General features: G+C 67.7%; 8 protein-coding genes, 1 tRNA gene, 3 rRNA genes and 6 pseudogenes. 16 read left to right on the top strand and 2 right to left on the bottom strand.

The features are described 5' to 3' along the window. Nucleotide 1 precedes the first annotated feature (1 nt). The 11 genes and pseudogenes from ACZ8AI_RS03970 (at nucleotide 2) to ACZ8AI_RS03920 (ending at nucleotide 11,663) form a co-directional block, all read left to right on the top strand. Nucleotides 2–1,070 (top strand): annotated as a pseudogene (locus ACZ8AI_RS03970) (3-isopropylmalate dehydrogenase). A gap of 15 nt (nucleotides 1,071–1,085) precedes the next feature. Beyond that, a pseudogene (locus ACZ8AI_RS03965) lies at nucleotides 1,086–2,214 on the top strand (branched-chain amino acid aminotransferase). Between the two features lie 29 nt (nucleotides 2,215–2,243). Beyond that, nucleotides 2,244–3,012: pseudogene (locus ACZ8AI_RS03960) on the top strand (fumarylacetoacetate hydrolase family protein). Between the two features lie 505 nt (nucleotides 3,013–3,517). After that, nucleotides 3,518–5,045, top strand: a 16S ribosomal RNA gene (locus ACZ8AI_RS03955). 247 nt (nucleotides 5,046–5,292) lie between these two features. Continuing rightward, nucleotides 5,293–5,448 (top strand): hypothetical protein, encoded by a 156-nt coding sequence (locus ACZ8AI_RS03950; protein ID WP_464856683.1) that lies wholly within the window; start codon nucleotides 5,293–5,295, stop codon nucleotides 5,446–5,448. Between the two features lie 68 nt (nucleotides 5,449–5,516). Next, nucleotides 5,517–8,652, top strand: a 23S ribosomal RNA gene (locus ACZ8AI_RS03945). A 139-nt stretch (nucleotides 8,653–8,791) separates the two neighbouring features. Continuing rightward, nucleotides 8,792–8,908 (top strand): 5S ribosomal RNA (rrf, locus tag ACZ8AI_RS03940). The 16S, 23S and 5S rRNA genes sit together here, the layout of an rRNA operon. A gap of 146 nt (nucleotides 8,909–9,054) precedes the next feature. Further along, nucleotides 9,055–10,466 (top strand): annotated as a pseudogene (gltX, locus tag ACZ8AI_RS03935) (glutamate--tRNA ligase); the annotation flags it as partial. A gap of 86 nt (nucleotides 10,467–10,552) precedes the next feature. Next, nucleotides 10,553–11,251 carry an NAD(P)/FAD-dependent oxidoreductase gene (locus ACZ8AI_RS03930; RefSeq protein WP_464856681.1) on the top strand — a complete coding sequence of 233 codons (699 nt, stop codon included), beginning with the start codon at nucleotides 10,553–10,555 and terminating at the stop codon, nucleotides 11,249–11,251. After that, nucleotides 11,248–11,547, top strand: a complete 300-nt coding sequence (locus ACZ8AI_RS03925; protein WP_464856679.1) for an FAD-dependent oxidoreductase — start codon at nucleotides 11,248–11,250, stop codon at nucleotides 11,545–11,547. The genes ACZ8AI_RS03930 and ACZ8AI_RS03925 overlap by 4 nt, the downstream gene beginning before the upstream one ends. A gap of 44 nt (nucleotides 11,548–11,591) precedes the next feature. After that, nucleotides 11,592–11,663 (top strand) — tRNA-Gln (locus ACZ8AI_RS03920). A gap of 104 nt (nucleotides 11,664–11,767) precedes the next feature. On the opposite strand, the gene ACZ8AI_RS03915 is transcribed toward ACZ8AI_RS03920, so the two are convergent. Together ACZ8AI_RS03915 and ACZ8AI_RS03910 are read right to left on the bottom strand one after the other, a co-directional pair. After that, nucleotides 11,768–12,652: a glycoside hydrolase family 16 protein gene (locus tag ACZ8AI_RS03915; RefSeq protein ID WP_464856677.1), complete on the bottom strand. Its 885-nt coding sequence runs from the start codon at nucleotides 12,650–12,652 to the stop codon at nucleotides 11,768–11,770. Then, a complete protein-coding gene (locus ACZ8AI_RS03910) occupies nucleotides 12,642–14,822 on the bottom strand; it encodes a hypothetical protein (RefSeq protein ID WP_464856675.1) in 2,181 nt (726 codons plus the stop codon). Before ACZ8AI_RS03910 ends, ACZ8AI_RS03915 begins: the two co-directional genes overlap by 11 nt. 295 nt (nucleotides 14,823–15,117) lie before the next feature. Between ACZ8AI_RS03910 and ACZ8AI_RS03905 the strand changes: the two genes are divergently transcribed. From ACZ8AI_RS03905 to ACZ8AI_RS03885, 5 genes and pseudogenes are all read left to right on the top strand, one after another. Further along, entirely contained in the window at nucleotides 15,118–16,176 is a 1,059-nt protein-coding gene (locus tag ACZ8AI_RS03905; RefSeq protein WP_464856673.1) for a glycosyltransferase family A protein, read from the top strand. Between the two features lie 32 nt (nucleotides 16,177–16,208). Beyond that, nucleotides 16,209–16,448, top strand: coding sequence for a hypothetical protein (locus ACZ8AI_RS03900; protein ID WP_464856671.1), 240 nt, complete (start codon nucleotides 16,209–16,211; stop codon nucleotides 16,446–16,448). A 34-nt stretch (nucleotides 16,449–16,482) separates the two neighbouring features. After that, nucleotides 16,483–17,871: pseudogene (locus tag ACZ8AI_RS03895) on the top strand (AMP-binding protein); the annotation flags it as partial. Nucleotides 17,872–18,220: 349 nt separating this feature from the next. After that, nucleotides 18,221–18,439, top strand: a pseudogene (locus ACZ8AI_RS03890) (hypothetical protein); the annotation flags it as partial. Nucleotides 18,440–18,581: 142 nt separating this feature from the next. After that, entirely contained in the window at nucleotides 18,582–19,526 is a 945-nt protein-coding gene (locus tag ACZ8AI_RS03885; protein WP_464856669.1) for an alpha/beta fold hydrolase, read from the top strand. Nucleotides 19,527–19,541 lie beyond the last annotated feature (15 nt).

The following is a 19,541-nucleotide window of genomic DNA, read 5'->3' as shown; positions in this document are numbered from 1 at the left end:
CATGACGCAGACGCTCAAGCTCGCGGTCATCCGCGGGGACGGCATCGGCCCCGAGGTGGTGGACGAGGCCCTCAAGGTGCTGCACGCCGTCACCCCGGACGACCTCGTCATCGAGGAGACGCCGTTCTCGCTGGGGGCCGCCCGGTTCCTCGAGACCGGCGACATCCTCACCGAGGACGACATGTCCGCGATCGCCGGCCACGACGCGATCCTGCTCGGCGCCGTCGGCGGCGACCCGCGGGACCCCCGGCTCGCCGGCGGGATCATCGAGCGCGGGCTGCTGCTGAAGCTCCGGTTCGCGTTCGACCACTACGTCAACCTCCGCCCGACGAAGGTGTACGACGCGGTGTCCACCCCGCTGGCCGATCCCGGCGCGGTCGACTTCGTGGTCGTGCGCGAGGGGACCGAGGGGCCGTACGTCGGCAACGGCGGGGGCGATCCGCACCGGGACCCCGCAGGAAATCGCGACCGAGGTCTCGCTCAACACGGCGTTCGGCGTCGAGCGGGTCGTCCGGTACGCCTTCGACCTGGCGAACCGGCGCCCCCGCAAGCACCTCACGCTCGTGCACAAGAGCAACGTCCTCGTGCACGCCGGGGCCCTCTGGCAGCGCACCGTCGCGGCCGTCGGGCAGGAGTACCCGGACGTCACGGTGGACTACCAGCACGTCGACGCGGTCACGATCCACATGGTGCAGCAGCCTGCTAGGTTCGACGTCATCGTCACGGACAACCTCTTCGGCGACATCATCACCGACCTGGCCGGCGCGATCAGCGGCGGCATCGGTCTGGCGGCCTCGGGCAACATCAACCCGGACGGCACCTTCCCCAGCATGTTCGAGCCGGTCCACGGCTCCGCGCCGGACATCGCGGGTCAGCAGAAGGCCGATCCCACGGCCGCCGTCCTCTCCGTCGCGCTGCTGCTCGACCACATCGGTCGCAGCGACCTCGCGTCGGCGGTGACGCGGGCGGTCGAGGCGGACCTCGCCGACCGGGGCACCACGCAGCGTCGCACGGCCGAGGTCGGCGACGCCATCGCCGCCGCGGCCTCGGCACGCACCACCACCGCCTGACAGGAGCCACCCCCCATGAGCAGCGAGACAGCGAGCAGCGACACCGCGTTCGACTCGAGTTCGCCACCACCCCCGTCCCCGGAGCGCCGCGCGGCGGCCGAGCGCGAGGAGATCCTCGCCGACCCGGGCTTCGGCAAGCACTTCACGGACCACATGGCCACCGTGCAGTGGACGCTCGACGGCGGGTGGCACGACGCCTCGATCCACCCGTACGGGCCGCTCTCGCTCGACCCGAGCGCGAGCGTCCTGCACTACGCCCAGGGAGGATCTTCGAGGGATTGAAGGCGTACCGGCACGCCGACGGCGCGGTCTGGTCCTTCCGGCCCGAGGCCAACGCGCGGCGCTTCCAGCGGTCCGCACGCCGACCGGCGTTGCCGGAACTGCCGGTCGAGACCTTCGTCGAGTCGATCCGGCAGCTCGTGCGGACCGACGTCGACTGGGTGCCGTCCGCACCGGAGACGAGCCTGTACCTCCGGCCGTTCATGATCGCGACGGAGTCGTTCCTCGGCGTCCGCGCAGCGCAGGCGGTCGCGTACCACTGCATCGCGAGCCCGGCCGGGGCGTACTTCACGTCCGGCCCGAAGCCGGTGTCGATCTGGTTGTCGACCGAGTACGCCCGCGCGGGCAAGGGCGGCACGGGTGCCGCGAAGACCGGCGGGAACTACGCGTCCTCGCTCCTGCCCCAGCGAGAGGCCTACGAGCACGGCTGCCAGCAGGTGATGTTCCTCGACTCGGTGGAGGGCAAGTACCTCGAGGAGCTCGGCGGCATGAACGTCGTGCTCGTCAAGGCCGACGGCACGCTCGTGACCCCGGATTCGGACTCCATCCTCGAGGGCATCACCCGCGATTCGATCCTGCAGCTGGCCGAGGACCGCGGGCTGCGGGTCGAGCGTCGGCGGGTCACCCTCGACGAGTGGCGTGACGAGCGTGGCCGACGGCTCCATCACCGAGGCGTTCGCCTGCGGGACGGCCGCGCGTCGTGACCCCGATCGCGGAGCTCCGCGGCGAGGGCTTCACCATCGGTTCGCCGACGGTCGGTGCCGGCGAGCTGACGATGTCCCTGCGCGACGAACTGACCGACATCCAGTACGGCCGCCGTCCCGACCCGCACGGGTGGATGACGCGCCTGACCGATCCGGCCTGACACCCATCCGTCGTCGGTAGGCTCCAACGGTGAAGATCGCACGGTTCAGCAGCAGGGTGAAGACCCGCGGTACGGCATCCTCGACGAGCGCGACCTGGTCGTGCTGGCGGGGGACCCGATGTACCAGGGGTTCGAGACCACGGGGGAGCGGGTGCCGCTCGCCGACGCGAAGCTCCTGGCGCCGGTGATCCCGCGGTCGAAGGTGATCGGCGTCGGGCTCAACTACGCCGAGCACGCTTCCGAGATGGACGAGCGTTCCGGGGACGACCCGGTGGTGTTCCTCAAGCCGAACACCTCGGTGATCGGCCCGGAGGACCCGATCCGACTGCCGTCGGGCATCGGTCGGGTCGACCACGAGGGCGAGCTCGCCATCGTGATCGGCTCCTCGCGAAGAACGTGACGCGGGAGGACTTCGCGAGCGTCATCCTCGGCTACACGATCGCGAACGACGTGACGGCCCGCGACCTGCAGGCCCGCGACGGGCAGTGGACCCGGGCGAAGGGCTTCGACACGTTCTGCCCGCTCGGCCCGGCGATCGAGACCGAGATCGACCCGTCGGACATCCGCATCGAGACCCGCGTGGACGGTGACCTGCGTCAGGTCGGCTCCACGAGCGAGATGGTGCACGACATCCCGTCCCTCATCGAGTTCATCCTCGTCGATCTGGACGCCCTCCCCGGGGACGTCATCCTGACCGGCACCCCGGCCGGTGTGGGCGAGATCCGTGACGGCGAGGTCGTCGAGGTGACGATCTCCGGGCTCGGCACCCTGAAGAACCCGGTCATCGCTCGTCCCTGACCCGTCGGACCCTGCCGGTCCGAACGGCCCGCTCCCGCACCGGGGCGGGCCGTTCCGCGTCCTGCTGCGGATCGCGCCGAACGACACGCCCGGGAGGCGAGCCGGTTGGCAGGGCCCCCGGGGCGTGTGTAAAGTAATCACTCGTTGCCGCTGAGGCGGAGAACGGAACGGCCGAGACGGTCACCAGGGTGAGAGCCCCGGAGATGCAGTCCGGACGGGGTCCCGCTCGGCAACCAATCCCGATGATGTTCCACCCTCGTGGTGGCGGCGTCGGGATGAAGACGAGAAATGCCTCTCTGGCGGAACCTCTTTCGGGGTCGAGTGGGGAGTGCGTCTGGTCCTTGAGAACTCAACAGCGTGCACATTGTCAATGCCAATTTATTGACCCCGTGACTCATCAGCTTGCTGGTGGGTTCGGAGACAATTCCTTTTGGATTGAAGATTGTCAGTAGACAGGTCAACAGTCAGAATCAACTCGCTGGCACTTCGGTGTTGGTTGTAATTTTTTACGGAGAGTTTGATCCTGGCTCAGGACGAACGCTGGCGGCGTGCTTAACACATGCAAGTCGAACGATGATACCCAGCTTGCTGGGTGGATTAGTGGCGAACGGGTGAGTAACACGTGAGTAACCTGCCCTGACTCTGGGATAAGCGTTGGAAACGACGTGCTAATACTGGATATGACTGCCGGCCGCATGGTCTGGTGGTGGAAAGATTTTTGGTTGGGGATGGACTCGCGGCCTATCAGCTTGTTGGTGAGGTAATGGCTCACCAAGGCGACGACGGGTAGCCGGCCTGAGAGGGTGACCGGCCACACTGGGACTGAGACACGGCCCAGACTCCTACGGGAGGCAGCAGTGGGGAATATTGCACAATGGGCGAAAGCCTGATGCAGCAACGCCGCGTGAGGGATGACGGCCTTCGGGTTGTAAACCTCTTTTAGTAGGGAAGAAGGGAGCTTGCTCTTGACGGTACCTGCAGAAAAAGCACCGGCTAACTACGTGCCAGCAGCCGCGGTAATACGTAGGGTGCAAGCGTTGTCCGGAATTATTGGGCGTAAAGAGCTCGTAGGCGGTTTGTCGCGTCTGCTGTGAAATCCCGAGGCTCAACCTCGGGCTTGCAGTGGGTACGGGCAGACTAGAGTGCGGTAGGGGAGATTGGAATTCCTGGTGTAGCGGTGGAATGCGCAGATATCAGGAGGAACACCGATGGCGAAGGCAGATCTCTGGGCCGTAACTGACGCTGAGGAGCGAAAGCATGGGGAGCGAACAGGATTAGATACCCTGGTAGTCCATGCCGTAAACGTTGGGCGCTAGATGTGGGGACCTTTCCACGGTTTCTGTGTCGTAGCTAACGCATTAAGCGCCCCGCCTGGGGAGTACGGCCGCAAGGCTAAAACTCCAAAGGAATTGACGGGGGCCCGCACAAGCGGCGGAGCATGCGGATTAATTCGATGCAACGCGAAGAACCTTACCAAGGCTTGACATACACCGGAAACGGCCAGAGATGGTCGCCCCCTTGTGGTCGGTGTACAGGTGGTGCATGGTTGTCGTCAGCTCGTGTCGTGAGATGTTGGGTTAAGTCCCGCAACGAGCGCAACCCTCGTTCTATGTTGCCAGCGCGTTATGGCGGGGACTCATAGGAGACTGCCGGGGTCAACTCGGAGGAAGGTGGGGATGACGTCAAATCATCATGCCCCTTATGTCTTGGGCTTCACGCATGCTACAATGGCCGGTACAAAGGGCTGCGATACCGTAAAGGTGGAGCGAATCCCAAAAGCCGGTCTCAGTTCGGATTGAGGTCTGCAACTCGACCTCATGAAGTCGGAGTCGCTAGTAATCGCAGATCAGCAACGCTGCGGTGAATACGTTCCCGGGCCTTGTACACACCGCCCGTCAAGTCATGAAAGTCGGTAACACCCGAAGCCGGTGGCCTAACCCTTGTGGAAGGAGCCGTCGAAGGTGGGATCGGTGATTAGGACTAAGTCGTAACAAGGTAGCCGTACCGGAAGGTGCGGCTGGATCACCTCCTTTCTAAGGAGCATCTGGTTCCAGCTTGCTGGGATCCAGGCGCCGAGTAACCCGAACGTGGTTGCCGGTAGCTCATGGGTGGAACATTGACAGTGCAGTCGGGAGTGAAGCTTCCGGTCGCAGTACATCCTGCTTGCAGGGTCGGAACGGGTCGGGGTGGAGCTGCTGGCTGGTGCACGTTGTTGGGTCCTGGGGGACCAGGCTTCCTGCCGCATGCCCGTGAGGGTGGTGTTGGTGGGGGTTGGGCCGCATGAGTCGTTACTGGCTTGTGGGGGGGGGGGGGGGGGGGGGGGGGGGGGGGGGGGGGTGTCCTTCGGTGGGCCACGTGAAGCCGGGCAGGTTTGCCTGGGGAGTGTGGTGCCGATCGTATGTTGAGAACTACACAGTGGACGCGAGCATCTTTTAGATCACTCGCGATGATGATCACCTTCGGGTGGTTGTTGTTGACGAGTTGGTCGCAATTTTAATCTTTGTGGTCAAGTTTCTAAGAGCAAACGGTGGATGCCTTGGCATCTGGAGCCGAAGAAGGACGTAGAAATCTGCGATAAGCCTCGGGGAGCTGATAATCGAGCTTCGATCCGAGGATTTTCGAATGGGGAAACCCCGCTGGGCGCTTTTGTGACCTGGTGACTCCCGCCTGAATATAGGGCGGGTAGAGGGAACGTGGGGAAGTGAAACATCTCAGTACCCACAGGAAGAGAAAACAACATGTGATTCCGTGAGTAGTGGCGAGCGAAAGCGGATGAGGCTAAACCGATCATGTGTGATAGCCGGCGGGCGTTGCATGGTCGGGGTTGTGGGACACGTCGCTCAGTTCTGCCGGACTGGGGCGGTTGGCAGCGCACTCATAGTCGAACTGGTTGGAAAGCCGGGCCGTAGTGGGTGATAGCCCCGTAGACGAAATGGTGTTATGGCCGGATGTGTATCCCCAAGTAGCACGGGGCCCGAGAAATCCCGTGTGAATCTGTCAGGACCACCTGATAAGCCTCAAATACTCCCAGATGACCGATAGCGGACAAGTACCGTGAGGGAAAGGTGAAAAGTACCCCGGGAGGGGGAGTGAAATAGTGCCTGAAACCGTTTGCTTACCAAACCGTCGGAGCCTCCTTGTAGGGGTGACGGCGTGCCTTTTGAAGAATGAGCCTGCGAGTTAGTGATATGTGGCGAGGTTAACCCGTGTGGGGCAGCCGTAGCGAAAGCGAGTCTGAATAGGGCGATTCAGTCGCATGTCCTAGACCCGAAGCGAAGTGGATCTATCCATGGCCAGGTTGAAGCGACGGTAAGACGTCGTGGAGGACCGAACCCACTTCAGTTGAAAATGGAGGGGATGAGCTGTGGATAGGGGTGAAAAGGCCAATCAAACTTCGTGATAGCTGGTTCTCTCCGAAATGCATTTAGGTGCAGCGTTGCGTGTTTCTCGCCGGAGGTAGAGCTACTGGATGGCCGATGGGCCTCAACAGGTTACTGACGTCAGCCAAACTCCGAATGCCGGTGAGTGAGAGCGCAGCAGTGAGACGGTGGGGGGATAAGCTTCATCGTCGAGAGGAAACAACCCAGACTACCAACTAAGGTCCTAAGCGTGTGCTAAGTGGGAAAGGATGTGGAGTTGCATAGACAACCAGGAGGTTGGCTTAGAAGCAGCCACCCTTGAAAGAGTGCGTAATAGCTCACTGGTCAAGTGATTCCGCGCCGACAATGTAACGGGGCTCAAGCACACCACCGAAGTTGTAGATTTCGCACACTCGATAAGCCTTCGTGGTTCAGTCGTGCGGAGTGGTAGGAGAGCGTCGTGTGGCGAGTGAAGCGGCGGAGTGATCCAGCCGTGGACGCTACACGAGTGAGAATGCAGGCATGAGTAGCGAAAGACGGGTGAGAAACCCGTCCTCCGAAAGACCAAGGGTTCCAGGGCCAGGTTAATCCGCCCTGGGTAAGTCGGGACCTAAGGCGAGGCCGACAGGCGTAGTCGATGGACAACGGGTTGATATTCCCGTACCGGCGAACAACCGCCCAAGCTAATCCAGTGGTGCTAAGAGTCCTAACCCGGTTCCAGCGGATCCCTTCGGGGTGATGCGGTCCGGTCTTAACGCTCGAACCCATGCTGGTGCGGTTAGCGTATGAACAGGTGTGACGCAGGAAGGTAGCTGAGCCAGGCGATGGTATCCGTAAGGTGAACCTGGTGTAAGGATGTAGGGCTGACGATAGGCAAATCCGTCGTCTGTATGCCTGAGATCCGACGCGTACCCGTAAGGGGAAATCAGTGATCCTATGCTGCCGAGAAAAGCATCGACGCGAGGTTGCAGCCGCCCGTACCCGAAACCGACTCAGGTGGTCAGGTAGAGAATACCAAGGAGATCGAGATAATCGTGGTTAAGGAACTCGGCAAAATGCCCCCGTAACTTCGGGAGAAGGGGGGGCCGGACACGTGACCGGATTTACTCCGCGAGCGTTGAAGGCCGCAGAGACCAGTGGGAAGCGACTGTTTACTAAAAACACAGGTCCGTGCGAAGTCGCAAGACGATGTATACGGACTGACGCCTGCCCGGTGCTGGAAGGCTAAGAGGAGGGGTTAGCCTTTGGGCGAAGCTCTGAATTTAAGCCCCAGTAAACGGCGGTGGTAACTATAACCATCCTAAGGTAGCGAAATTCCTTGTCGGGTAAGTTCCGACCTGCACGAATGGCGTAACGACTTCCCAGCTGTCTCAACCGCGAACTCGGCGAAATTGCACTACGAGTAAAGATGCTCGTTACGCGCAGCAGGACGGAAAGACCCCGTGACCTTTACTACAGTTTGGTATTGGTGTTCGGAGTGGCTTGTGTAGGATAGGTGGGAGACTGTGAAGCGGGCACGCTAGTGTTCGTGGAGTCATTGTTGAAATACCACTCTGGTCACTTTGGATGTCTAACGTAGGACCCTGATCGGGTTCATGGACAGTGCCTGATGGGTAGTTTAACTGGGGCGGTTGCCTCCCAAAGAGTAACGGAGGCGCCCAAAGGTTCCCTCAACCTGGTTGGCAATCAGGTGGCGAGTGTAAGTGCACAAGGGAGCTTGACTGTGAGACTGACAGGTCGAGCAGGGACGAAAGTCGGGACTAGTGATCCGGCAGTGGCTTGTGGAAGCGCTGTCGCTCAACGGATAAAAGGTACCTCGGGGATAACAGGCTGATCTTGCCCAAGAGTCCATATCGACGGCATGGTTTGGCACCTCGATGTCGGCTCGTCGCATCCTGGGGCTGGAGTAGGTCCCAAGGGTTGGGCTGTTCGCCCATTAAAGCGGTACGCGAGCTGGGTTTAGGAACGTCGTGAGACAGTTCGGTCCCTATCCGCTGCGCGCGTTGGAAATTTGAGAAGATCTATCCCTAGTACGAGAGGACCGGGATGGACGAACCTCTGGTGTGTCAGTTGTTCTGCCAAGGGCACCGCTGATTAGCTACGTTCGGACCGGATAACCGCTGAAAGCATCTAAGCGGGAAGCCGTCTTCGAGATGAGATTTCCATGCACCTTGAGTGGGAGAGGCTCCCAGCAGACTACTGGGTTGATAGGCCGGATGTGGAAGCGGGGACTAACGACCCGTGGAGCTGACCGGTACTAATAAGCCGAAGACTTGACAACACAACTATTTCCCACACCTTCGGGTGTGGGGCTCGCGTCCACTTTGTGGTTCCCGACAGACGATCGGGAACATGAAACTGAATACCGCGCCGACGCGCGGGACAGCTTCTTGATCCGTAACAGGTCAAGTCGAAGGTGTTCCGGTGGTCATAGCGAGAGGGAAACGCCCGGTCACATTCCGAACCCGGAAGCTAAGCCTCTCAGCGCCGATGGTACTGCAAGGGGGACCTTGTGGGAGAGTAGGACGCCGCCGGACTTATCGTGTAGTACCAGGGAACCCCTGACCATCCGTGGTCAGGGTTTTCTGCGTTCACGAGGCACTTGCGCCGGAACCTCGGAGCGCTCGGACGGTTCTGCACAGCCTCGTGGCGGCCGGTGTGCGGCCGGTAGGATCGACGAGTCATGACTGCGCCATTCACCACCGCCTCCGGCTCCGACGTCCGTGTCCGCTTCTGCCCGAGCCCGACGGGCACGCCGCACGTCGGACTCATCCGCACTGCGCTCTTCAACTGGGCGTACGCGCGGCACACCGGCGGCAAGCTCGTCTTCCGCATCGAGGACACCGACGCCGCGCGCGACAGCGAGGAGTCGTACGAGCAGATCCTCGACGCGCTGCGGTGGCTGCGGCTCGACTGGGACGAAGGGGTCGAGGCCGGGGACCGCACGGCCCCTACCGTCAGTCCGAGCGTGCCGACGTCTACGAGGACGTCATCGCGAAGCTCAAGGCTTCGGGGCACGTGTACGAGTCGTACGTCACCCCGGAGGAGATGGAGGCGCGCAACAAGGCCGCCGGCCGTGACCCGAAGCAGGGCTACGACAACCACGAGCGCGACCTCTCCGAGGCGGAGCGTCAGGCCTTCCGCGACCAGGGCCGTGAGCCGGCGCTGCGGCTCCGTGTGCCGGACCGTGACCTGAGCTTCCACGACCTCGTCCGCGGCGAGATCACGTTCAAGCAGGGCACGTTCCCGGACTTCGTCGTGGTGCGCCCGAACGGCAAGCCGCTGTACACGTTCACCAACCCGGTGGACGACGCGCTCATGCGGGTCACCCACGTGCTGCGCGGGGAGGACCTGCTGTCGTCGACGCCGCGTCAGATCGCCCTCTACGACGCGCTGTACGAGGTCGGCATCGCCGAGTACATCCCGCTCTTCGGACACCTGCCCTACGTCATGGGCGAGGGCAACAAGAAGCTCTCGAAGCGCGACCCCGAGTCGAACCTGTTCCACCACCGTGCCGCCGGCATGATCCCCGAGGGCCTGGTGAACTACCTCGCCCTCCTCGGCTGGTCGATCGGCCCGGACCGCGACGTGTTCTCGATCGACGAGATAGTCGAGGCGTTCGAGGTCACCGATGTCAACCCGAACCCGGCCCGCTTCGACCACAAGAAGGCCGAGGCGATCAACGGTGACCACATCCGGCTGCTCGACGCCGACGACTTCCGCGGCCGGCTCGTGCCGTACCTGTCCGCGTTCCTGGCCGACCCGGCCACACCGGAGCAGCAGGAGGTCCTGACCAAGGCCGCCCCGCTCGTGCAGGAGCGCATGCAGCTCCTCGGCGAGGCGCCGGCCATGCTCGGCTTCCTGTTCACCGGCGACGACGACCTGGTGGTCGAGGACGACGCCCTCGCCACGCTGAAGGCCGATGCCGGCGACGTGCTGCGGGCAGCGATCACGGCGCTCGAGCCGCTCGACGTCTGGACGACCGAGGCGATCGAGGGGGCGCTCCGCGAGGCCCTCATCGACGGCCTCGGCCTGAAGCCCCGTCTGGCGTTCGGTCCCCTGCGCGTCGCCGTCTCGGGTCGTCGCATCAGCCCGCCGTTGTTCGAGTCGATGGAGATCCTCGGGAAGGACTCCACCGTCACCCGCCTCCGCCGCCTCGCGGACCGCTGACGGACCGCACGGTGGACCCTGCTCCCACCGCCGCCGCCGGGGCGCCGGAAACCGCCGGCGCACCCGACGCTGCCGCACGGCTGACCGTCGACGTCGTCGTGATCGGTGCCGGTCCGGCCGGGCTGAGCACGGCGCTCAACCTCGTGCGGGCACGTCGGACGGTGTTGCTCGTCGACGCGAACCGCCCGCGCAACGCCGCGACGCTCCGCTCGCACGGCTTCCTCACGCGTGACGGCGTCTCGCCGCTCGAGCTCCGGAAGCTCGGGCGCGCCGAGGTCGAGGGGTACGCCGAGGCGACGGTCGTGCAGACCGTCGTCGACCGGGTGGCGCCGGACGGCGGCCGCTGGCTCGTGCACGGTTCCTGGCGCGGCGCCGAGGTCGAGGCCTCCGCCCGCGCCGTGGTGATCGCGACCGGGCTGCGCGAGGAGCTCCCGGCACTGCCGACCCTCCGTGCGTTCTACGGCACCTCCGTGCACAGCTGCGTCGAGTGCGATGCGTACGAGAAGGCCGGCGAACCGCTCGCGTTCATCTGCGAGACGGACGACGTCGTCGACCGCGCGTTGTTCATCGCCGCGTGGACGGACGACCTGATCGTCTACACGAACGGCTCCGAGGCGCTGGACGAGGCAGGTCGAGCGCGGCTGGCGGCGTGGGGCGTGCGCGTCGACGAGCGGCGCGTGGAGGACCTCGAGGGGACCGGTCCGGGATGACGGGCGTTCGCCTCGCAGACGGCCACGTGGAGCCGCGGACGGGCGGCTTCGTCCGGCCGCGCTGGTCCGCCGACCTCGACTGGGTGGACGCCGACCTCGGGCGCGACGCCGAGGGCCTGGTGGTCGTCGACCGCTCGGGCCGGACCGGGGTCGCCGGGCTGTACGCGGTGGGCGACGTGACGCCGCCCGGGCCGGAGCAGCTCATCGTGGCGGCCGGGCACGGGGCCGTCACGGCGGCCGCGGTGCACCGCGACCTCGTGGGTGGTCTCACAGACCCTCGGGATGCTGTACAGTAGTTGATCGTGCCCCGGGCAACCGGGACCGAAGGCCTCCGGGCCTTTGGGGTATGGTGTAATTGGCAACACAGCGGTTTCTGGTACCGTCGTTCTTGGTTCGAGTCCAGGTACCCCAGCACTCGTAGAACAAGCCCCCGGGAATCCCGGGGGCTTGTTCCGTTTCTGTAGCAGGTCCGGCCGCGGCCGTCACCGGCGCGACACGCCGACCTGCCGATCCGGGTCAGGAACGCGCGCGGCTCTCGCGGTACGCGACGACCCAGTCGACGTGCACGTGTCCGGACGCGTCCGTCGGGACGTCGTCGTCGTGGATGATCGTCTCGGCCTGCAGCGTGACCCGCATCGGCGTGGTCGGCACCGCACCGGTGACCGTTTCGAGCAGCTCGTCGTCCCAGAAGAAGCGCACGGCGTCGGCGGTCCACTCCACGGTCGCGACGTGCCAGTCCGTCTGTCCGCCCGGCACCACCGGCGGGTCCTCGGGCAGGAACGTCATGGCCTCGGTGTCGGGGTCGTAGCTGCCGGGGATGGCCGACACCGGCCGGACGTCGCCGGCCAGGTCGCCCTCGGGCCAGTCGATCTCACCCTCGTTCCAGTCGCCGGAGAGCGGCCAGAGGATCATCACGAACTTGTAGCCGGGCACCTCGTCGGCGCGGTACCGGATCGACACCCGCTGGTGCGTGTACGCGCGGTAGCCGGCGGGCAGCACCGTGGCGACGAGCGGCTGCGACCCGCTGCTCCGCAGGTGGAAGTCGAGCACCGAGTCGTGCACGGAGACGACCTGGTCGGGTGCGTAGAGCCCCTTGCCCGAGGTGTCCCGCATGCCGCTGTACTCGGCCATCCGCGGGTAGACGGCGAGCAGTTCGCCGAGTCCGGCGTCGAGGTCGAAGTCCTGCGCGAGGTAGGGGACCCACCTCGTGCCGGCGGACTCGAGCGCTCCGGTCGGCATCGCCTCCGCCCGGGCGGTCGACCCTCCGGAGCGCATGGGGAGCACCACCGAAACGGTCCCGGCGACGGCGGCCACCCCGACGACGCCGGCGATGGTCGCGCCTCGTCGGAGGAAGGACCGGCGGGTCGTCATGCGGTGGCGTGCGCCGGGCTCATGCTGCATCGTTCACCTCGTAGATCCGGACACCGTCGCGGTCGTACCGGAGCGTCGACTCGGCGGCCACCGATCGTTCGATGGCGTCGACCTGCTCGGCCGTCAGCGTGCCCCGGGTGACCGCGTCCGCTCGCTGCGTCGCCGAGAACACGAGCCAGGCGTCGCCGCCGAAGTCGCGGTCCTGCAGGACGCCGGTGAGGTCCTCCCCGGTCATGCCCTCGGGGAACCACGCGGCCTCGCTCTGCAGCGAGTCCACCTGGCCCCAGTGCCGGAGGTAGTTCTCGTAGTTCCCGCCGATGATCGACGGGAAGCTGCCCACCGTCGTCAGGCTGTCGTCCGCGGCGAACCGGCCGTCGAGCCAGCGGGCCGCGGCCACGTCGGAGGACGCCGTCTGGTTCGCCTGCTCCGTCTGGAAGGTCGCCCCGACGAAGAGCCCGGTCGTGACGGTCAGCACGAGCGCCGTGCCAGCGATGCGGAGCCCGCGCCCGTGGAACGCGTGGACGGCGGCGATCGCGAGGAACGGCGCCGAGAACAGGATGACGCGGAACTTCGCCTCACCGCCGTAGCTCTGCCCGAGCACGAGAACGATCGGGCACACCGCGAGCCACAGCACGACGAGGGCACGTCGCGCGTGTCCGCCGCGGACCATCCGCACGAGACCGACGACCGCGCAGACCGCGACGAGTCCCGAGATCGCCAGGACGGCCCGGCTCTGCAGGGTCGTCGCGATCGAGGGGATCGCGATCGAGGTCGACGCAGCGGTCACGTTGCTCACCGGGTCGAAGCCGGTGATGAGCCCGAAGTGCTCCTGGATGTAGTCGAGGTTCGGGACGAGGTACAGCAGGGGGAGCAGCGTCAGCGGGACCGCCAGCCACCAGGGCCGGAGGAAACCGAGGACGAGCAGCGGCACGAAGGCGGCGATGACGACGAACGGCGTGAGCTGGTGCGACGCCGTGATCACGAACTGCAGCAGCACGACGAGGACCGCGGCGGCGACGACGGCCGTGCGGGTCCGTGGTGCGACCGTGGCGGCGACGGGGCCACGGCGTGCGCGGAACACCCGGCCGGTGATCGTCGCGGCCCACCGGCCGATCACGTTCGGCGTCCCGCGCAGCACGGTGAGTGCGACGAGGACGGCGGCGAGGAACAGGAAGAAGGCGAAGGCCTGGGGGGAGTAGTAGTCCTGTCCGACCCAGTTCGCCGCGCTGAACAGGACCGCGGCGACGGTCGCCCACCGGCCGGTCGCGCCGAGCGCCCGGGCGATGCCGAGGACGAGGGCGCCGTCGGCCAGGGCGAACGCGAGCTCGGTCCAGCGCACGGGGTCGGCTGCGTCGAGGTGACCCGTCGCCGCCCCGAGGAACGCGCTGAACCCGAAGAAGCCCGGCCACCGGTTGTAGATGTCGATCGAGGGGTCGACCGAGCCGTGCTGCAGGATGTACGCCGTCACGGCGATGTGCTTGAACACCCACGGCGGGCGGGGCTCCGCGGCGACGAGGTTCGTCGTGCCGTACATGACGAGCACGAGGAGGCCGGACGACACCGCACGGACGACGACGTGGTGGCGACGGTCGAGCAGGGTGACGAGCGCCACGACGAACACCATGCCGGCGCCCGCCCACCAGACGGCGGGCAGCGCGGTCAGGAGGCCCCACTCGCCGAGTCCCGTCGAGTCGGTCTGCGAGACACCCACGGCCCAGAGCGCGAGGCCGGTGACGAGGACGCCCGACGCGGCGACGGTGCGGACGAGGACCGCGGTCGGCACGGCGGCGCGCACCCGGACCGGACGTCGTCCGACGCGAGCGGTCTGGACGCCCTGTCCGAGCGACACCCAGCCGGCGACGAGCAGGAGGAGGCCGGCGGCCGGGGCCGGGAACCACTGCTCGGTCCACAGCATCGTGAGACCGAGCACGGCGTCGATCGCCGTGCTGGCCGCGACGACGAGTGCGGCGCGACCGATCGGTTCACGGAGGCCGAGGAGCCGGACGACGGGCAGGCCGGGTACGACCAGGAGCGCGACGAGGACGACCACCGTCCGGAGCGGTCCGGACGCGTCGGCAGCGATGAGCGCGGCAGCGACGAAACCGAGTCCCGCGGCGAGGAGGGACGGCAGCGGCGACGTCGGCAGCGCACGGGATCCGTGACGGAGCGACATCCTGGTGGGGGTCGTGGTGGCGGTCAAGGCGCGACCACCGCGATCGACTGACGCATCGAGCGTCCCTTCGGGTCGGGGCCGAACAGTGGCAGCGGCCGGCGGATGTTCCGGACGATAGCCGCGGCGGTCGGGGCCGCGGGAGGCCGCTTCCCGGGAAGTGCGGAGGCCCTGCGGCATTGCGGGTTCACGCACGCGTCGGAGCCCTCGTGCGGGCGAAACCGCACCGTTCCCCGTGCTCGTTGACGCCCGCCGCGTCCCCCGGCGACGGTGGACTCGCCGGCCCCGCCCGTGCACGTCCCCGACACGAGACAGGCTCTCCCCCATGACCGACACCATCCCGCGCTCACGCCCGTCCCGCGTGGTGCTCGAACGACCCATGTCGAGCACCGAGGCCCCCGCCTGGAGCGGTGCGGTCTGGGTCGGCGCGATCGACCTCACGGACGTCCCCGGCGACGACGCGGGCACGATCGGCCTGCGCGACGCCGCGGGACACGGCGCCGTCCGGCTGCTCGTGCGGGACGGCGTGGCGCCCCTCGGCTTCGTCGACCTGCCGGTGGCGGGGGAGACCGTCGCGGTCGACGCCCTGCGGGCTGCGGTCGCCGCGCTCCCGCCGGTGCCGCAGCCGCCGGTGCCGGTCCGCCTGCCGGCCACGAGCGTCGTCCTCTGCACCCGCGACCGCGCCGACCAGCTGCGCGGCGCGCTCGACTCGCTGCTCGCCGTCGACCACCCGGACTTCGAGGTCGTCATCGTCGACAACGCCCCGTCCGACGAGTCCACCCGCGAGCTGGTCGAGGCCCTGACCGACCCGCGCGTGCGGTACGTCCGCGAACCGGTCCCCGGTCTCTCGAGCGCCCGCAACGCCGGGGTGCGCGCAGCACGGCACGACATCGTGGCGTTCACCGACGACGACGTCGTGGTCGACCGGTCGTGGCTCCGTGCCGTGGCCTCCGGGTTCTCCCGCGGCGACGACGTCGTGTGCGTGAGCGGTCTCGTCGCGAGCGGGGAGCTCCGCACGCCCACACAGCGCTGGTTCGACGAGCGGGTGACGTGGTCGCGGAACCTGGCGCCGCGCGTCCACCGGCTCTCCGCTCCGCCCGCCGACCGCCCCTCTTCCCGTTCGCCGTCGGGGACTACGGCACCGGTGCGAACTTCGCGATGCGACGCTCGGCCATCCTCGAGCTCGGGGGCTTCGACGAGGCGCTCGGCGTGGGCACGGTCACCGGTGGCGGCGAGGACATCGACATGTTCTCCCGCGTGGTGCTCTCCGGCGGGGGCCTCGCCGTCGAGCCCGCGGCGCTCGTCTGGCACCGGCACCGTGCGGACCTCGAGGCGCTCCGGGTCCAGGCGCGCGGCTACGGCACCGGCCTCGGCGCCTGGCTGACCAAGATCGCCCTCCGGCCCCGCACCCTCGGCATGGCGCTGCAGCGCGCTCCGCGGGCCGTCCGGCACCTCGTCGTGGGGAGCGCCGCCGACAGCACGACTGCAGACACCGCTCCCGCGCCCGTGGCCGAGGGTCCCCTCGACGACGCCGCGTTCCTGCGCGAGGTCGGCCGGATGCGGTGGATCGAGCTCTGGTCCGTCGGCCGTGGGGTGGTCCGCTACGGACGCTCCCGACGGACCGTCCGGGCCCGGGAACGCTCAGCGCACCGGTAGCACCCGCATCGCCGGGACACAGCGGATCCCGAGGATGCGTCAAACCGCAGCTTCTCCGCACCCGGCCACACCGTTCTCGATCGGACGCGATCCCTCCGCGTACGGTCCTCGAAAAGCGCGCCGCCGGCACGCACGACCCAGGGGAGTCCCGATGCAGACAGGCCCGACAGTGCACCACCGGACGACCGAACCGGTCATCCCGCCCGCCGACGACCACTCGGTCCTCGACCGCTGGGCACGGGTCGTCGCGACGGTCCCGGAGGCGCCGGCGCTCGCCGGAGCCGGCACCGCGCGGACCTTCCGCGAGACGGACCGGACGGTCCGGTCGCTGGGCGCCGTGCTCGGTGACGTGCTCCGGCCGGACGACCGATCCGGCGCGGGGGTCGGACCGGAGCAGACGGGTGCGTCCGTCCCGGTCGGGATCATGGCCGGGCACACCACCGAGACCGTCATCGGCATGCTCGCGCTGTTCGCTGCCGGCCGCACGGTCGTCGTGCTCGACGACCACCTGCCCGAAGCCCGGCTGCAGCACGTGGTGTCGCTCGCCGGGATCACCGAGGTCCTCGCCGACGACGCGCGCACGGACCTCGCGGCCGCCGTCCTCGGCGCCACCGGCACGGTCCACCAGCTCGACGCCCTCATCGCCACGGCGACCGACACCGCGACGGCGACCGACACCGCGACGGCGACCGACACCGCGACGCCGACCGACACCGCCGCAGCGAACCGACCCGGCGGCACGGCCCCGGCGGCGATCGTGTTCACCTCGGGGTCGACCGGCCTGCCGAAGGGCGTCGCGATGACGCACCGGCAGTTCCTCCGGAACGTCGAGCAGAGCGCCGTGAGCGCCGCCTACCGCCCCGGTGACCTGGTCGGCGTCGTCCTGCCCCTGTCCTTCGCCGCCGGCATCCTGACCACGCTCGACAGCATGCTCAGCGGGGCCGCGGCGGTCCTGCTCGACGCCCGCGACCTCGGCACCGAACGGCTGCTCGAGGGCATGGACACCGAGCACGTGACCGCCGTCGTCTGCACGCCGCACCTCCTGCGGTCGATCGTCTCGACGGTGAGCGACCACGGCCCCGCGACGGCGGACCCGCGTCGGCACGCCGGCGAGCACACGCTGCACCCGGCCCTCGCGCGGCTCCGCTTCGTGATGACGGTCGGTGAGCCCATCACGGGCACCGACGTGCACGCCGCGCGGCCGGTCCTCGGCGACCGGACCGTGCTCTGGAACGGCTTCGGCTCGAGCGAGATGGGTGCCGTCTCGTACTTCCCGGTCGGACCGGACGACGAGGTGCCGGCCGGCGTGGTCCCCGCCGGGTACACGCCGCCGGGCAAGACCGCCCGCGTGCTCCGCGAGGACGGCTCCGTCGCCGACGCGGGGGAGACCGGCCAGCTCGTCGTCGTGTCGGACGGCATGACCGCCGGCTACTGGGGCGCACCCGAGAAGACGCGGGAGCACCTCGGCGTCGACGAGGACGGCACGCCGCTCTGGCGGCAGGGCGACCTCGCGCGCGTCGAGGCGGACGGCTGCCTGGTCCTGCTCGGACGCGACGACGACGCCGTGAAGGTGCGCGGCTACCTCGTGGAACCGAGCGAGGTCGAGGCCGCGCTCCGCGCCGTCGAGGACGTGCACGACGTCGTCGTGACCGCGCTCGTCGAACCACCGGCGGTCACCCGGCTCGTCGCCTACGTCGTCGGTCGGCCCGGCCGGCGCACGCCCGCACCGGCCGCGCTGCGGCGAGGCACTCCGCGAGCGCCTGCCCGAGTACATGGTGCCGGCGGCGATCGTCCCGATGCCCGAGCTGCCCCGCAACGAGCGCGGCAAGGTCGACCGGGCGAAGCTCCCCGGCGCCCCGTCGCTCGAGGTCGAGATGGTCGAGGGCGAGTACGACCAGTGGGAGCTCGTCGTCGGCCAGATCTGGGCCGAGGTGCTCGGGCTCCGCGGCGTCCACCTCGACGAGGACTTCACCGCGCTCGGCGGCGACTCGCTGTCGGCCGAGGAGATGCTCGCGATCGTGCAGGCGCGGCTCGGCGTCGACCTCCGCGTCGGAGCTCCTCGAGCAGCCCACGCTGCGTGCCTTCGCCCGCCGCGTGCGGGTCGGCGCGAAGTCGCTGCCGAGCCACCCCGACGTGGTCAAGGTCTCCGAGGCGCGACAGCCCGGACGGCCGCCGGTGTTCTGCCTGAGCGGTGCCGGCGCGCTCGGCCTGACGTTCCTCCCGCTCTCCCGCTACCTGCCGGAGCACGACGTGTACGCGTTCCAGCAGCACGGCCTCGAGCGACGGGCCGTCCCGGACTGGAGCATCCAGCGGACGGCTCGGCGCACGGTCGAGCTGATGCGGATCGTCCAGCCCCGCGGCCCCTACCTGCTCGTCGGGCACTCCCTCGGCGGCCTCGTCGCGCTCGAGGTCGCGAAGCTCCTCACCGAGGGCGGGGAACACGTCGAACACGTCGCGATCCTCGACACCTACCTGCCGCGCAGCAGCGCCGAACAGGCGCAGCTGCACTTCGGCCGGATGCAACCGACGCCCGTCCGGAACCCGGCGCTCCGTGCGGTCAAGCACGGCCTCGACCGGATGGCCAAGCGGATCCTGCCGGCCGGTGTGCCGGTCGGCGAGGAGTTCGCCGAAGCGGGTCCGCGCGTACGGGGCCGGTGTGCTCCGCTACGGCGGGCAGAAGGACTTCGACGCGCTCTTCGACCAGGCGAGCATCGTCACCCGCCGCCACGCCCACGCCCTACGCCGGGGCGGCCACGTTCCCGTGCTCGCGGACGGCAACCCCGACGTCGACGGCTGGGGCGACGTGCTCCGCGGGACGACGTCGACGGTGCGGATCGAGAGCGAGCACAGCTCGCTCTTGCGCGAGCCCCACGTGGCCGAGCTGGCCGCCGCCCTCCGGACCGCCTTCACGACGGACCGGCCGGGTTCCTGACCCGACCACGGGTCCGACTGGAGGCGCGTGGCGACCCCGCCACGCGCCTCCCAGATCCGTCCGACACCCCGACACACCCGTGCGGTGCGGCTTGCGGGTTCCCGTATCCCCGGTGGGGGTCCGCAACCAGTGCCCGACCGCATTGACCAGCCCCGTCCCCC

The organism is Curtobacterium sp. AC273, from assembly GCF_979253735.1.
This window is presented reverse-complemented; position numbering and strand designations above follow the sequence as displayed.

Coding starts and splice junctions, on each gene's coding strand:
- ACZ8AI_RS03950 (WP_464856683.1), top strand. CDS start 5,293: ATGAGTCGTTACTGGCTTGTGGGGGGGGGGGGGGGGGGGGGGGGGGGG.
- ACZ8AI_RS03925 (WP_464856679.1), top strand. CDS start 11,248: ATGACGGGCGTTCGCCTCGCAGACGGCCACGTGGAGCCGCGGACGGGC.
- ACZ8AI_RS03915 (WP_464856677.1), bottom strand. CDS start 12,652: ATGCAGCATGAGCCCGGCGCACGCCACCGCATGACGACCCGCCGGTCC.
- ACZ8AI_RS03905 (WP_464856673.1), top strand. CDS start 15,118: ATGACCGACACCATCCCGCGCTCACGCCCGTCCCGCGTGGTGCTCGAA.
- ACZ8AI_RS03900 (WP_464856671.1), top strand. CDS start 16,209: ATGGCGCTGCAGCGCGCTCCGCGGGCCGTCCGGCACCTCGTCGTGGGG.